This is a genomic window from Treponema sp. OMZ 857 (assembly GCF_024181085.1).
In the GTDB taxonomy this organism is placed as follows: domain Bacteria; phylum Spirochaetota; class Spirochaetia; order Treponematales; family Treponemataceae; genus Treponema.
Window position 1 is genome coordinate 2,589,819 of record NZ_CP051147.1, and the last position, 15,762, is coordinate 2,605,580.

Sequence of the window (15,762 nt, forward strand, 5' to 3'; positions counted from 1 at the left end):
AAAGAATATGGCGAAAGTTGTAACCCATTTATGTGTTGCGATACGGCAATACACAGATAAGGACGGAAAAGAAAAAACACAGTATCAACGGATTGGCTGTGAAATGGAAGATGAAACCGGAAAACGTTTTATCATTCTTGACCGCTTCATCGCCCTTTCAGGGCTTCCTGATTTTTCAAACGGGAAATATAGCGATTCGGTTTTGGTCTCGAAATTTCCTGTAAAGAAAAAAGGAGAAGCTGAGAGTGAGACAAGTTTTGAAAGTGAAGAAGCCGATAACGGCATCTTTTAAACCTCTGTGATATGAAACAAACGGAGCGTATTGAAGCGTCAATGCGCTCCATACTCGTAAGATGAGGAGTGTAAAAAAATGGAAATGATCAGTGATTATGCAATACCGGTTCATAGAAGCCTTATACAGGTTGATATGCTTTTTGGTATTGGAACAAAAGCGGCGATCCTTCTTTTAATTGTTACGGTGGTCATGATACAGATTACCGGCGCGTGGTTTTTAATCGTTTCAGCGGCACTTTTTTTTCTCATGCGATTACTCGCAAAGCATGATCCATATTTATTGGATATTCTTTTTGATTCGGTTTTGCAACAGGATATTTACTATGGATAAAGAAGAAGGCGAAGATCTGCGTGAATACGATTTCGCACTCGCTTTAAGCGAAGAGCGCAGGATAAGCGTACAGGAAGCGCTCTATAGTTGCCAGTGCTTACGGGATTTTTTCCGTGAAAAAATCCTTGAAGGAAAGTCCGTGTATATCCACGGCATTGGCCGATTCCAAGTGAAAAAAAGGAAATTTCGGCATTGTAGAGATTTTCAGTCAGGGCAAGACATAGGGGAAAAAGAAGTTTCGATTCTTCAGTTTACAAGTGCCCATTCATTACGAACACAGTTAAGAAAAAAATAATGGAGGTGGAAAAACGAAAAACCTATTAAAAAGCCTTTTTAAACCACGCCGGTTTATTGAAGGGTTCGACTTAAAAAGGTACAAAGAAAGAAAAAATATGTTTTCCTCATGGTGTCCATGGGCGACACTGTTAGCAGATGGACTCGTTCTTTTAAAGAATGGAGCACTGTTACAAAGCTTTACCTTTTCAGGGCCGGATCTTGAATCGGCATCGGCGGCAGAAATTGCAGGAGTATCGGCACTTTTTAATGACGCTGTAAAACAGCTCGGCGGAAGGTGGGCAGTACAACTTGAGGCGCAACGGTATAAAACAACCGTGTATCCTTCAGCGCAGTTTGACAATCCTGCAGCATACATTATCGATAAAATACGGGAAGGCATCTACTCAGCCGGTAAGGAAAATACGCATTTTGCTTCTTCATATTACCTTTCCTTCACGTATGAACTGCCCTCTGATTTAAAACGAAGCAGTACTCGCTTCTTTTTTTCCGGAGGAGATAAAAGCAAAGGAAGTTACACGCTCAACATCGATGCGATTATGGGAGAAATAAAAAGTTTTCAATCGGTAACGAGTAAAATAACAGATACGCTCAAGCGTGCGCTTGTTATTGAACCGCTCAATTCCGATGAAATGCTTACGTACCTTCACACGTCCGTTTCACTGAAATGGCATCCGTTAAAAGCGCCTGAGTACCTTTTGTTTTTGGATAAGATTATTACTGATTCAAATATCGAAAACACGATTCCATTAAAGCTCGGAGACTATTACGTGCCGGTTATCACAATTAAAGATTTCCCGCAAGAAACGTATCCTGCCATTTTTGACCGGCTTAATCGCACCGGCATTGAATACCGCTGGTCAACCCGCTTTATCTGTCTTGATAAAAAAGACGGATTAAAAGAAATCGACAAGTGGCAGGGACGTTTTCATGGGGGAAGAAAAAGTGCGAAGCAAATTATGACTGAGTACACCGAAAAGCACGAATCAAGCCGCATAAATCAAGGTGCGGTTGCCCTTGAAGCAGACGCTTCTGCTGCACAGGTAGAGGCGATGACAGACCTATACCGGTTCGGCTATTACACCTCGACACTTGCCGTATGGGATCGCGATCTTGAGAAAGCGGAAGAGAAAGCGCGTATTTTGGAAGGTGAAATAGCCGCTTGTATGTTTAACAGCATCCAAGAGACGGCCAATGCATTCGAAGCATTTCTTTCGATGATGCCGGGTAATGTCTATGCGAATATCCGCCGCCCCTTAATTTCAAGCGGGAATCTTGCCCATATCATTCCGCTTTCTGCCGTGTGGACAGGGATTATCCATAATGATTTTACCGAAAGTATTTCAGGATGTGCATCGCCTCTTTTAACCTGTTCGAGTAATTATGCGACACCGTTTTTCTTTAACTTAAATGTCGGTACTGTTGGGCATACGTTCTTTTTCGGGCCGACGGGATCGGGAAAATCGACAATCTTAGCGCTCATTGCCATTCAATTTTTAAAGTATCCGGATAGTAACGTTATCATATTTGATAAGGGCAAAAGTGCACGCAGTGTTACGATGGCCGCAGGCGGCGTCTATGCAGAGCCCGGTATCGGAGACATCGGCTTTCAGCCGCTTGCAGACCTTACTACCCCGTCAGATATTTTATGGTGTGCAAGTTTTATCGAAGTACTTTTAAGCGAACAGGCGGTTGCCGTTGATGCTTCAATGCGGAACGCCATTACCGATGCGCTCAAGCTCATGAAAGATATTCCGCTTGAAGATCGTACCCTCACCACCTTTACCACCTATGTGAGCTACACCAATCCGACGACCGGCATAAACGACATTAAAGCCGGTTTAAGTCCGTACCTGAAAGGAGGGCAGTTCGGCAATATCTTTGATGAATCGGAGACGTCGCTTCCGTATTCAAAGTGGACAATGATAGAGATGGGCTCCCTTATGGACTTATCTGAAAAGGCGGTTCGCCCTGCACTCGTTTTCTTATTTAAATACATCGAACGTATTTGGAAAGGAACGAATGCAAAACCGAAACGGAAAAAAGAACTCACCCTTTTAATTCTCGATGAAGCGTGGCTGTATCTTGATAATCCCGTTTTTGCGACTCGTATCAAAGAGTGGCTTTTAACGTGCCGTAAGGACAATGTGTTTGTCGTTTTTGCGACGCAGCAGGTAGAAGCAGCTCGCCGATCAAGTATCGCTCCTGAAATTGTGCAGTCATGCCTGACAAAAGTCTACCTTGCAGATAGAAGCGCGCAAGACGCTATTCAAAAAGAAGCATACCGTTATTTCGGTTTAACCGATGCGGAAATTTATGCGATTTCAAAGGCACAGCCCATGCGCGATTATTTTTATAAATCTTCGCTCGGAACACGTATGTTTAATCTTAACCTCGAAAAAGGGCAGCTTGCAATTCTTTCAAGCGACCATGCCTACCTCGATTTACTTGAGCAAAAGTACGGAAGGAATTCAAAACGGTATCTTGTTTTTGAAATATTAAAACATCGTGGAATCCCATTTACTCATTTTTTTGATCAGCAAACACTCACTGAATTATTGAATGAAAGGAGCGTACTATGAAAAAAGTACAGTGTATTATTCTTGCCATTCTTCTTTTCGCAGCTCATACCCATGCGCAAATGGCGGTTTTTGATCCGAACAATTGGTTAACGGCTATCGATACCCTTTATGCAACGTACGATCAACTGATGAATACGGTTCAACAGCTCAAGACACAGTACGAGCAGCTGCAACATGCATACGAGATGGCAAAGACATGGGATTTTTCAAAACTAAAATGGGATGGAGACTGGGATTTCCGTAATGAAATTAGTAATGCCGGAGCTGCGGTCAACCGGCAGCTGGCAGGCTTACGGAACATGAAAGAAGCACTCCAGAGTCAAAACATTCGATTGGGAGGAGTAAGTTACAGTATTGCCGATTTAGTCGGTGCCGGAGATGTAAATAAAAATATTTTGCGTTTTGTTGAGCATGGCGCTGAGTGGATGAGTAATGAGCAAATGAGCCGCGCGGTACGTGGTTTCACCGGAAAAATGAGCGAAAGAGAAAAACGTGCAATCTGGAGCAAATACGGTATCAGTCCCGAGAACTTTGTTTTTGTCAAAGAGACGGAAAAATTTTTGAGAAAGCAAGCCGATCGGGTGATTGCCGCAGGACTTGATGAAAATACGGATGCCCTCATTGAATCGACGACAAAAAAATACGGAGACGTGTTTGCTGCTGCGATGAATGGTAAAAATCCGACGGAACTTTTACAGCAGATTGCAGCAATGTTGAAATTGCTTGGAGAGCAGGTAAATACGCTCAATACGAATTTAAGTCAAATCGGAACGCTGTATGCAACCCATACCCAAAGAGAAAAAACGCAACAAGACATTGCCCGCGATACGGCAAATACCATCAATGAAGCACAAAAAAGAGGGACGCCTTCCAGCATGTTTGTTATCATAAGTGAGGATAAATAAAAGGAATGAATTATAATTGGATTGACGTTCCATTTCTCGATGCGATGGAATATTTTTCGAGCATCTTCTATTACTTTCTCACTGTTGCAAAATGGCTCGGCTACATTCTTGCTATCGTAGGAATCGGCTGGACAGCACTACAGCTGATGTTCGCATCCGTTTCGACGGAAAAAGCCTTGAAAGGACTCTTTTTTAAGTTTGCCCTGTTCTTCTTTATTCTTGCAATCTATCATCCGGCGGTTACCCTTCTTGCAAAAACGGTCACGAAGTGGGGAGTGAGAGCCGGAGACGGGGATAACGTGATTCAAGAAAACCTGACCGTTCTTCTGAAAAAAGCAGAGCATGATTTACAAATTGCAGAGTCTCTTGAAGCGGGGGGGAAAAATGCGGAAGTTTTAACGGTTACAGCAATTCCTCAAATGAAAAGCCTTAAAAACACTCACATAAACGGATCGCCGCTTGTAGGATCAGATATCATTGATTCTCAAGGGAGAGAACAATACGTCAATGCAGTTAATAAATATCGTACTACGGAGGAAAACCGCGAATGGGCAGAAAAAACGATTAAAGCAGTGAGCGCCGTATTAAAACCTACCTATTATAAAGATAAAAACGGAAACCTCATCAAAGGATATTATCTTGATGTTATGATGAAAGGGAAAGGCAGCGTTGCAAGTTCCTTTGTTTCCCCGAATGCGATTTTACGCATCGCCCTTTTAACGGCAAATATTTTAAATAGCCGTCAGATGGATTACCTCACCGTTAAAATGGAAGAAGGGAAAAAAGATGCCGGTTGGCTTTCGATGAATAAGATCGGTATTGTGCATTTAACGATGGCAGACATCGGAAACACGCTTCTTACATGGCTGTGCTGTCTTTGTCTTATCGTCGGCTCTATTTTTGCCATTATTCAATACGTCATGTGCATTTTAGAATACTCCATTATTGCAAGTATCGGTATCATCTTTGTGCCGTTTTTACTGTTTGACGGAACAAAGAGTTTTGCTCAAAAAATTATTCCCGCTCTCACCGGTTTTGCCATTAAGCTTTTAGTGATGACGTTGTGTATTTTCTTTGTCTTTTATCAGTACCTCTACCTTGCAGGAACGCAGATGGGAGAGACAAGCCCGCTTGATTGGACGGTTTTTGCCTACATCGCCTTTATGATCATTATCAGCTGGGTGTTAACGCAAAATGCGCCGCAGATTGCAATGACACTTCTAACGGGAAACCCGCAGCTTTCGATGGGAGAGTTTATGCAGGCCCTTGGAACAGGCGCGGCGCTCGGAGGAGCTGCGGTAACAGCTGCTGCCGTTACCGGTAAGGGAGCGCAGATTATGAAGCAAGGAGGCGCAGCTCTTATCGGGGGGACAGCGAATACAGTTGTCTCAGGAGCGGGAATACTGACAGAAGCGAAAGCGGCAAAACAGGCGGCCGTACAAGATTTACGCGCGAAAGGGTATAGCGCCGATGAAGCGGCAGCTGTTGGTAATAGGGCTTATAGGGCATCAGTTGGAAACCATATTAAAACCGGCTTTAAGAGTATGGCTCATCGGCTCTCTCATGCCGAAGGTTCTGCAGGCGGTAATGGCGGAGGAGGCGCAGGAGGCGGCTCTCGCTTTGTAAACCGCTATAGCGGTAAAGACGGAAGCGGTATGGATGCCGTAAAGCAGCCTGACGCTAATCACAGCTCGTTTAAATATGCAAAAAATCCTGAGACAGGGGCGTCGCTTACCGCAGCCGAATTTTTAGCGGAACGGCGAAATGCCGGTGCGGCTCAAGGATCTGCAATGAGTGCAGCGTATGCACCGAAAAACACACCGCCGCCTCCACCGCAACAAAATACCAAAAGCACCATCACGTTACCGCAAGCCCGTGAACAAAGAGGGCTTCCTGAATCTTCACGCGAAGCGTTACCTGAACCGAAGCCGCGCCTTCCGGCTCCGTAATAGAGGATTATAAAGAGAAAAAATTTTTTCTTAAGGAGAATAAAAAGGAATACTACTATGGGAAGTAAATTTTATTTACCGAAAGGGTTTAATACCACACCATTTAACCGGAACATTAATAAAAAGGGTGTTGAAGTTGGCTTGCGTCATTACGATGAACTTATCGGCGCAGAAAATGAACACAATATTGCATGGCGTTTCGTAGCGCTTTGCTCAATACTTGCCTTCTTTCTTTCTGTCGGCGTTAATTTTTATGCCATTACGAGACCTGCAACGGTACCGCTTGTGATTACCGTCTCTGAAACCGGAGAAGCAAAGTATGTCGGAGACATTTCACACCTGTCGTACGGAAACATCAAAGTTCCTGAAGTCGCCATTAGACGGCAGCTTGAAGACTTTATCACCTACACAGGAACGCTTTCAACTGACGGCGCGGTTATAAAAGCGAACATTGCACACTGCTACGCGATGTTAAACGAAACGGCTGCCAGTAAATACTCAAATCTCTTACGAGACAAGCATCCGTTTGAGCTTTTCGGAAAGGCAAAGAAAAATATCCTGCTTGAAAGCACCTTAAAGCTTTCTCCGCAAACCTATCAAATCGATTATATCCAAAACACTACCACCCTTGCAGGGCAAATTACCTCACGCATCCGCTACCGTGCTGTTATCAGTATGGCGTGTATGCAGCCGCCTGAAGGAAAAGAAAAAACGAACCCGCTCGGTATTTATATTACCGATTTTGACATTACCGAAGTCAACGTGCTTCAAAGCTCAAAAGAGTAATTTTTTTGCATAAGGAGTTTATTATGTATAAAAAGTATTGTATTTCAGTTTTTTTTATTGCTGCCCTCATGGCAACGAGCTGTATGACAACCCGTTTGGTCAATGAACCGATTCCGGCAGAACGGACAATCGAAGGAAATGCCAAGACGCGTGAAGAGGAAGAAAAAGCAATCGAACGCGAAGATGAAAAGCATTTGGTTGAACTTCTTGAAAAAGAAGTTGATGTTGCAAAAACGGTTGTCTATGTTGAAAAGCCCGTGTACCGGCCGGCTGAAGCAAAAAATGATCCGCTTGCACGGGAAAATGTTCAAAAAGGACTTCCTGCAGCAAAGGCGGCTCTCGATGGCGCCTTACGGATGCCTGAAAAATATTCAGGTGCAAAGATGCTCTATGATTATGATGAGCGCTTCGTTTATGAAATTTACTGTAAGCCCTACCATATCACCGATATTGAACTTGAACCGGGCGAGGAGGTATGGGAAGCGCCTTTTGTTTCCGAGCCGGACGTGTGGCAAATAGGCGCGGGAGTGAGTAAAAAAGGCGGAGTTGATGTTCAGCACTTTTTTTTAAAGCCGTCATATTCAAAGCTTGCAAGTAACATGATTATTATCACGAACCGCCGGATCTATCATCTCCAGTTGAGAAGCTATAAGGATGATTACATGGCGATGGTACAGTGGAATTATCCGCCTTCCATGCCATACGTTATGGCAAAATCTGAAAATGCGGTTAATTCCGTTAAAAGCGTTTTAAGTGGTACTTCTCCTGAATTTTTATCTTTCGATTATAAAATCAAGTATTCACCATTTAAAAAGCCCGCCTTTATCCCTATTCGTATCTACGATGACGGAGCAAAAACGTATATCGAAGTAGACGACGAGGTGCTGCACGGACAGCTGCCCGCCCTTTTTGCTGAAGACAAAAACATTATCAATTATCGCGTAAAGGGTAATCTTTTTATTATCGACCAGCTCATTACCAAAGCAACGCTCCGTCTTAATAAAGAGAAAGTCATCATTGAAAAGCTCAAAAGCAAAAGTAAATAATGCAGGGAGAAATGAAGTATATGAGTGATATATTCGGCTTTGACGACGTTCTTGAAGGAGCAGAAAACGATACCGGCAATGAGTTTACCGGAGGAGCGTCGGTTACGAACGATGAGCTGTCAGGAGAACCGGCAGGTGATAATGAAAAGAGCTCACCGTACGGCGAACAGACAAATGGCGATGAAATTATTGCGGACTTTTTTGGAGATGAAGAAAATGCCGCTTCATCCGATTACGAACGAGCAGGTGAAATCCCAGTAAGCGATTCTGATGAAAGCGGTAACGATGCGCAAGGTGCATTCGATACGCAAAATCCAGTACCGGAAGCAGCTGCTGAAATGCAAGAAGCATCGAGCGAGGCTGTCCATGCAGATGAAAAATACTCCGCGCAACAGGCTCTCTCAAGCGGTAAAAGTGCGTTAAAACTGAACCGCCAATTGATCTTTACTGTTATGGGTATTTTATTTCTCGCTGTTTTCTCTATCTTTATCTTTTTCACTTCATTTCGGAAAAAACCGGAAGAAAAGAAAACCATTGCAAAAGCATCAGAACGCTATGTCCCGGACTTTCCGCTCTCTCAAGGAAATGAAAAAGAGGGAGAGAAAAACACCGCCCTTTCTGAAACCCTTGCAAAAGAAGATCCTCCCGATAACACGAGTCCCTATTATTACGAGGAGCCTGTTGCCTCTTCCGAACAAAATACTTATACCTATCAAGGTGCGGTAGGAGGTGGAGCTTCGCGATCAAAAAGACCTGATACGCGCAATAACGCAATTCAAAAACCAATCCAAGGGATTAAAGGTTTAACCCCCACCGGAAGAACAGCACAGAGTGCTGCACAAGGCTCCTATCAAAGTGGCACAGATTCCGCAATAGCTGTTTCTCAAACAAACCCGTATGCACAATTCGGACTGCCTGCAAAAGAAGATTTAATGAAGCAAATCCTTTCTCAGCAAGGCTTACGAGGAGGCTTTATCAATAGTTATGATTCTCAGAATAACCAAAGCGGCAAGGAAAACTTTTATACGAGCGGAAAAGGAACAAGCGATGCGGGACAATTCCTTTCTGCCTTTTCAATTTTTCAAGGTACGATTATTCCTGCGGTTCTTATTACCGGCATTAACACCGATTTACCCGGAGACATCATTGCACGGGTAACGAGTAACGTATATTCTTCGCAAACCGGTCAATTTTTGCTCATCCCGCAAGGAACACTTCTTTTTGCCTCCTATAATTCGTCTGTTTCATACGCGCAAAACAGAGTACAGATTGCATGGAAAACACTCATTCGACCTGACGGGTTTATGATGGAACTAGGCAATATGCAAGGAGCCGATGCACAAGGCTATGCGGGAGTACGCGGAAAGGTTGACCATCATATATGGGCATTTTTAGGCGGTATGCTTTTAACAACCGCGGTCGGACTCGGAGAGACGGCTCGTAAAGTCGAACAGTTACCAAAAAATTCATACCTTAATAGTGCGACTAATAGCGCCTATGATGCAACAAAGCGGCTCGCTGATAAAATTATCGATCGTGCCCTTGATATTCAGCCAACCATTGTTATCGCTCCCGGTGAGAGTGTGAATGTTTTAACGAACGCAAACCTCGCGCTCCCACCGGTTGCCCCTCCGGCGGTCACTCGCCGCTATATTCGGCATTAATATACATCATATATTAATGTTATAACATTATAATAAGGAGAAAATGATGAAACACCGCATCACCCCACTTTGGAAAGCGCTTTCACTGCTCATTGCCCTACAGCTCAGCGCTTGTTCGCTCTTTATGAAGCCCGACACATCGAAAGGAAGTGGTATCGAGCTCAATCAACTCGAATGGGAAAAACCCATACTACAAATGAAAGCAGGCGGCATGGAACACGTAAAGCTCACCGCCTCACCACGGGAAAAACAGCGTAATGCCAACATTACGTTCGAGTATGATGAAAAGATTATTAAAGTGATAACGAATAACTATGGCGTCGTTATCGAAGCGCTGAAAGCCGGCCGTACCGTGCTGACTGCCCGAAACGGTTCTTTAAGTACCAACCTTGTTATTACCGTTGACGGATATGCAGAAGGATATACCCGTCCGCCATACATTTATTCGCAAGCAAAAGTATTAACTTTAAGACCTTTTGTCCAAGAGCGCATTTCTGTTTCCCTTTACGCAGGGCAACCGGAAGACGGAAATCAATTCAGTTGGACGAGTGAAAATCCGTCTGTCGCTGAAGTTATTCCGAACGGTCAATTTGCCCTCATCGAGACAAAAGGAGAAGGAAATACCCGTATTAAGGTAACACACCCGAAGGCTGAACACCCTTATACGATCCTTGTCTATGTCTTTGCCGATAACCAAAAACCAACCTTTATTACGACGCAAGAAAATGTCGTTACCCTTCAAAAAGATAAGGGAGAGCGTACGATTACCGTCGACCTTGAAAATCCGCAAGGAACGGCTAACCTTGCAAGCTATAGTTGGAAGCTTATCACCAAAGACGGTAAAAATCCGTGCGTCAAAGTCGAAACGAACGGCAATAAAGCTGTTCTTACGCCACTCGAAGAGGGAAGTTCCCTTCTACAGGTTTCTCACCCACAGAGCGCTTACCCGCTTGAAATCCTCGTTCGCACCGTCGAAATCGTTAAAAACGTACATATCGAATTGACGAAAAAATATGTCGAGCTTTCAGGAACGGCGACAGAGACAATTACCGCGACATTAAAAGGGTTACCGGCAGATGCTTCTTCCTATGATACCAATGCGTTCGTATGGAATATCGAAGAAAATACCTGCCTTGAATCCGTCGCTCATGCCGACCAGCTCTATCTTTCGGGAAAGGCAAACGGTATCGTCCGCATCTCCGTCTCACATCCGAAAGCGCAATATCCGCGAGAACTGTTTGTTTCCGTTATTAATCAACAAGCCGACGCCCTTGATGCCTCACGCTATATTACTACCACTCAAAACTTTATTCGTACCAAAGTTGGCGCTGCCGCTATTCCGGTTGATATTCAACTTTTTGGCGGCGAAGAAGGGGATGAGCGGGATTTCCTCTGGACGGTTTCAGGAAAAGACGTTGAAGGAAACAAGGCTGATATTATTAAGCTTGAAACACCGACCGGTACCAGTATCTCCCGTGCAGCAGCTCCTACGTATGCGTTTGGTAAAGCACTGATCACACCGTTGAAGGAAGGCACGGCAACGATTTCCCTTACCCATAAGAAAGTAAAGTACCCGACCGATATTATCGTAAAAGTACTTCCTTCTTATGCCGTTCTTGAAGATCCCCTCTATTTTACCGGCTCTTCTCTTGAAACACTGATAAACGGTGCGGAAAAAGATATTTCCGTCCGTCTGATGGGAACTGTGAAAAAAGAAAGTGATAACGAGAAAATTAGCTGGAAGTCAAGTAACGATACAACTCTTTCCGTAACCGGCAGCGGAGAACAGGCGCACATTAAAGCTACGGCGAGCGGAAATACCGTTTCCTTTATTACCGTAAGCCACCCGAAGGCCGAAGAAAATAAAAAAATTACCGTCCTTTCGGCTGATTCAGAACAAGACCTTCAAAATATGAAAGTCCTTTATGCTGATAAATATTCCTACGGCCTAAGAGCAAAGGCGGAGGCGGAAGCGTTTATCTCGTATTACGGATTATCGGAAAGTGAAATCGAATCCCTCGTCTGGACAATACAGGATAACGGCATTATATCCCTCGAAAACCCGACCAATGAACAAACGCACAAAGTGCAGCATACGATGGCAAAGTTGCGCGGCTTAAAAGCGGGGTCAACAACCATTACGGTGAGTGTTAAAAATATCCCGATCATTAAGCCGGTAAAACTCACCGTTACCGTTTACCCTGAAAATGCCGACCTTTCCGTACAAGGGCAAGCGCCCTATCTTACGACTGACCAAAATGTATTGGTGCTTTCAAAAGCCGGACAAACCGGCGCTCTACAGGTGCGAGCCATCGCGCTGAGTGAAATCAAACAGCAGGCGATTACATGGACACTCGAAAAGCCCGGCATCATCGCGCTCGCTCCGAACGGCGCATCAGCCCATGTAACGGCCTTACAGGAAGGAGAAACGAAAGTAACGGTCGCTCACCCTGATAGCCAAAATGCACTTACCCTCTTTGTCAAAGTCGGTAGTGAATACATTCACAATAACCCTAAAACGGCTTTTATTTCGCTCAGTGCCGATACGGTACCGCTCGTAAAGGATGCAAAACCGGCAACCTTAAAGGCAAGTCTCACTAATGCAGGAGGCGCTCAAGGCGGCTTTTCTTTTACGATCGATCATACTGAAATCGCCTCTCTTTCAAGTACCGACGAAGGCGTTTGCGTTATAACGCCGGTAAAAGCAGGACAGGCGCAGATCGAGGTAAAAAATAAACACTGCTCCCTTTCCCGTAAAGTTCTGGTTCTTGTCGCAAACTCTCCGGAAGAGCTGAAAGGACTGACCTATCTTACGACCAATACGAATGTCGTAACCGTTTACAAAGGGCAAAATAGAAATGTCTCTGCTGCAGTCCGCAATAGTGACGCTCCAATTCTTGACGGCTTCCGTTGGGAAAGTGCCGATAAGGGAATTGCAACTGTCGAGCAAAGTTCCGGCGCTAATGCCGTTATCCACGGCAATGAAATCGGTACCACCCGTCTTACGGTGTCGAATACCCACTGTATCTATCCGCTTGAAATTATCGTCCAATGCGTCGATCCTATCCTTGCAAAGAATCATCCGTATATCGACACTCCGGCAAACATTGTTCCGTTGACTGTACGGGCAAACAATGTGCCCGGCGGATGGCAAACCATTACCGCTTCCCTTGAAGGAGGAATTGAAGCGGATAATCAGAATTTCAGTTGGGCAATCGAAGATTCCTCTATTGCCCAGATGTATGGACAAGGCTCCTTATGTAAGGTGCGCGCACTCCTTGCAGGTTCGACCCGCATTGTGATTCGCCACCCAAAAGCGGAAGAGCCGTGTTACGTTCTCCTTCTCTGTGATGCAGCCCCTCAAACGAATTGTTCAATCTCCGTCCGTGAATCGATTATCACGATGAAACCGTCGGAAGGAGATAAAACGATTACGGCAACCCTCATCAACGGTACCCTTGAAGATAAATATGCCTTTAAATGGTGGGCAGATACCTACGATGTCATTAGCCTTAATTATTCGGCAAATATTGCCAGTATCCGCCCCATCGGTGAAGGGGAAACAACCATCCATATCACCCATCCGAAAGCACCTTATGAACAGGAAATTAAGGTGCGCGTCAGCGAATATACCGAATTCGCCTTTGCTGCCGACTTTATTACCCTTACCGAAGGAAAGACTCAGTTCCTTTCGATGAAAGTCCCGTCTTCTTCGATAAAAACGCATATCGAGTATATCAGTGAAAAACCGACGCTCTGTATGGTAACCGGTACGAATAAGACTGCGCAGCTGAGTGCCTTAAAACAAGGTTCTACAAAAGTAAAGGCACGCCTTATCGCTACTAAAACCGGCGCCGTACAGGCAGAAGCCGAAATTCTGGTAACGATTGAAAAAGCCGACCCCGATATGGTCTATATCACCGCCTCTAAAACTGTCTATATGATTGAACAAGGAGCGACGCAAACCATTACGGCGAATATTCAAGGGAAAAATATTACCCCTGTTGACGTGCAGAATTTAAAGTGGAAAAGCTCTGAGCCTTCCATTGTCAAGCTTGCCGCCGCTTCTTTTACCGGCATTTCCATGGGGCCGGAAACGGTCTTACAGGCGGTCGGAGAAGGAGAATGCACCGTTACCGTCAGCCACGAAAAAGCGCAGTCGGATTTAGTCTTAAAAATAATCGTTCCTGGAAAGGATAAACAAGAGATTACCTTAAATAAAACCTATATTCGCCTCGAGACAGGTTCTCAGACTGAAGTAAAGGCGAATATTCCGGGGGGTAAACCAAACGACTATAAGATGATTGAATGGTCAATTGCAAAGTATAATGGAGAAACAATTGCAAATGTGCTTGGCAAGGGGCAATCCGTTGCCGTCTATGCGGTAAAACCCGGTAAGTCCGCTTTACGTGCGACACTTCCGAACGGCAGCGTCGCAGAGTGCGAAATCCTCGTCGAAGCAAGTAGAGACTTACAGTTTTCGACGCAAAGCATCCGCGTTGCTCCCGGCGCGACGCAGACTTTTACCTATCAAGTTTCTCCTTCCGATGTCGCCGTCGAATGGCGCACCTCTTCGGATGATGCCTTCTCTTACTCCGTCGATACCGTTAAAAAGGAAGTGGCGGTTACCGGCCGTAATGAAGGAAACGGGATACTCACCGGTGTTACCCAATACGGCAATAAGGCGTCCATCCGCATCGTCTGTGCATGGGATTATGCCTTGACCCTCGGAAAGTCTGCAATTATAAGCGAGCCGGAAATTAACCCCGCACGCCCGGAGGACTTCGTTATCCCCTATACCGTTAATCCGAAAGACGCCGACTTAGAAATCAATTGCGACACCGATATCGCAGGTTTCATCGTCGATAAAGAGAAAAAGAAAATCTTTATCACCCCGAAAAAAGAAGGGGAGACAAGTCTTACCGTTACTGCAAAAAATCCGCATAAAGATGACTATACCTTTGCTACCCGTAGCTGCATGATAAAACTGCGCTACGCGAAGGTAAACCTAATTGCGGAAAAAATTACGCAAACCGGTTCCTTCAGCCGCTTTGATAAAGGCATAAACCGCATTACTATCGGAGACGGGGAAGACTTTACCTTCCGCCTCGCTGCCGATAAAGAGCGTGCAGACCTTGCCGTCACCAATGCAACCTTTACAGCAGCGAATGGTACTGAGATAACCCTCAAAGAAGACTCTTCCGGTAATGCAGATATGTACACGCTTTCGCACCCGACCGATTACCTTGAGTATCGCTATCTTATTGATAAAGATGTACGGTGTATGATAAATATGATTTACTATACATCTCGCTACGATTCATATCATGAAGTTGACACAGAAGTTCAACATGATGATTGGAAAGAGTGTTCAAATATCGGCTGGCGAGAATTTAGTACCCAATACCAGGGGGCGATGCCAGGGACAACAGGACGTATAGGAATGGCCTTTTATGGCATAAACAACGGATATGAAATAAAATTAGATCCTCGAAAAGAGATAGATCGTTTTAATAACGAATACTTCTTCAAGCAACGTGAGGATTCAAGACTCGCTGACCTTGTAAAATTCGAGACAACTCCGTGCACCCCGTATTATGTTCTTGAAGCGGAGTTTAAACGCAACGGCTTATGGTATAAGCCGGCAATTCAATATGAAAATACAGTTGTAAGATATCTTGGTGGCGCGCTCTGGAACACTGGATATCGTCATGTTTCGTATGATGACCATCCTGAAAAAAACCTGCATAATTTTGCACGTTCTCCGGTTGTCTCAAAGGAGGTAAAAGCCAATAATTTTGTAGGAAACCTTACTATCACCTATACACACCTCGGAAAAACCGGAAGCCAAAAAATACCAGTTTATCTTGAACAGAGAGACTGTACGAAAGATCAATAAAAAATAAAAAAG

General features: G+C 44.6%; 10 protein-coding genes. All 10 read left to right on the forward strand.

Annotation, left to right across the window (positions count from 1 at the left end; genetic code table 11):
• Positions 1 to 7 precede the first annotated feature (7 nt).
• Entirely contained in the window at positions 8 to 292 is a 285-nt protein-coding gene (locus tag E4N66_RS11620) for a hypothetical protein (protein ID WP_253728140.1), read from the forward strand.
• A 78-nt stretch (positions 293 to 370) separates the two neighbouring features.
• Positions 371 to 625, forward strand: a complete 255-nt coding sequence (locus E4N66_RS11625) for a VirB3 family type IV secretion system protein (RefSeq protein WP_253672453.1) — start codon at positions 371 to 373, stop codon at positions 623 to 625.
• The gene (locus E4N66_RS11630; protein WP_253728141.1) at positions 618 to 920 is read left to right on the forward strand and encodes an HU family DNA-binding protein; all 303 of its coding nucleotides are present in this window, start codon (positions 618 to 620) and stop codon (positions 918 to 920) included. The genes E4N66_RS11625 and E4N66_RS11630 overlap by 8 nt, the downstream gene beginning before the upstream one ends.
• 97 nt (positions 921 to 1,017) lie before the next feature.
• Positions 1,018 to 3,501: a VirB4 family type IV secretion/conjugal transfer ATPase gene (locus E4N66_RS11635; RefSeq protein ID WP_253728142.1), complete on the forward strand. Its 2,484-nt coding sequence runs from the start codon at positions 1,018 to 1,020 to the stop codon at positions 3,499 to 3,501.
• Positions 3,498 to 4,406, forward strand: a complete 909-nt coding sequence (locus E4N66_RS11640; RefSeq protein ID WP_253728143.1) for a hypothetical protein — start codon at positions 3,498 to 3,500, stop codon at positions 4,404 to 4,406. The genes E4N66_RS11635 and E4N66_RS11640 overlap by 4 nt, the downstream gene beginning before the upstream one ends.
• 5 nt (positions 4,407 to 4,411) lie before the next feature.
• Entirely contained in the window at positions 4,412 to 6,355 is a 1,944-nt protein-coding gene (locus E4N66_RS11645; protein WP_253728144.1) for a type IV secretion system protein, read from the forward strand.
• 57 nt (positions 6,356 to 6,412) lie between these two features.
• Positions 6,413 to 7,141 carry a VirB8 family type IV secretion system protein gene (locus E4N66_RS11650; protein ID WP_253728145.1) on the forward strand — a complete coding sequence of 243 codons (729 nt, stop codon included), beginning with the start codon at positions 6,413 to 6,415 and terminating at the stop codon, positions 7,139 to 7,141.
• Positions 7,142 to 7,164: 23 nt separating this feature from the next.
• Positions 7,165 to 8,187, forward strand: coding sequence for a TrbG/VirB9 family P-type conjugative transfer protein (locus tag E4N66_RS11655; protein ID WP_253728146.1), 1,023 nt, complete (start codon positions 7,165 to 7,167; stop codon positions 8,185 to 8,187).
• Positions 8,188 to 8,207: 20 nt separating this feature from the next.
• On the forward strand, positions 8,208 to 9,851 hold the full coding sequence (locus E4N66_RS11660; protein WP_253728147.1) for a TraB/TrbI/VirB10 family type IV secretion system protein: 1,644 nt from the start codon (positions 8,208 to 8,210) through the stop codon (positions 9,849 to 9,851).
• Between the two features lie 43 nt (positions 9,852 to 9,894).
• The gene (locus E4N66_RS11665; protein ID WP_253728148.1) at positions 9,895 to 15,750 is read left to right on the forward strand and encodes an Ig-like domain-containing protein; all 5,856 of its coding nucleotides are present in this window, start codon (positions 9,895 to 9,897) and stop codon (positions 15,748 to 15,750) included.
• Positions 15,751 to 15,762 lie beyond the last annotated feature (12 nt).

What these genes read in the sequence shown, in the direction of transcription:
- E4N66_RS11620 (WP_253728140.1), top strand. Translation starts at nt 8, where the DNA reads ATGGCGAAAGTTGTAACCCATTTATGTGTTGCGATACGGCAATACACA.
- E4N66_RS11635 (WP_253728142.1), top strand. Translation starts at nt 1,018, where the DNA reads ATGTTTTCCTCATGGTGTCCATGGGCGACACTGTTAGCAGATGGACTC.
- E4N66_RS11650 (WP_253728145.1), top strand. Translation starts at nt 6,413, where the DNA reads ATGGGAAGTAAATTTTATTTACCGAAAGGGTTTAATACCACACCATTT.
- E4N66_RS11645 (WP_253728144.1), top strand. Translation starts at nt 4,412, where the DNA reads ATGAATTATAATTGGATTGACGTTCCATTTCTCGATGCGATGGAATAT.
- E4N66_RS11630 (WP_253728141.1), top strand. Translation starts at nt 618, where the DNA reads ATGGATAAAGAAGAAGGCGAAGATCTGCGTGAATACGATTTCGCACTC.
- E4N66_RS11625 (WP_253672453.1), top strand. Translation starts at nt 371, where the DNA reads ATGGAAATGATCAGTGATTATGCAATACCGGTTCATAGAAGCCTTATA.
- E4N66_RS11655 (WP_253728146.1), top strand. Translation starts at nt 7,165, where the DNA reads ATGTATAAAAAGTATTGTATTTCAGTTTTTTTTATTGCTGCCCTCATG.
- E4N66_RS11665 (WP_253728148.1), top strand. Translation starts at nt 9,895, where the DNA reads ATGATGAAACACCGCATCACCCCACTTTGGAAAGCGCTTTCACTGCTC.
- E4N66_RS11640 (WP_253728143.1), top strand. Translation starts at nt 3,498, where the DNA reads ATGAAAAAAGTACAGTGTATTATTCTTGCCATTCTTCTTTTCGCAGCT.
- E4N66_RS11660 (WP_253728147.1), top strand. Translation starts at nt 8,208, where the DNA reads ATGAGTGATATATTCGGCTTTGACGACGTTCTTGAAGGAGCAGAAAAC.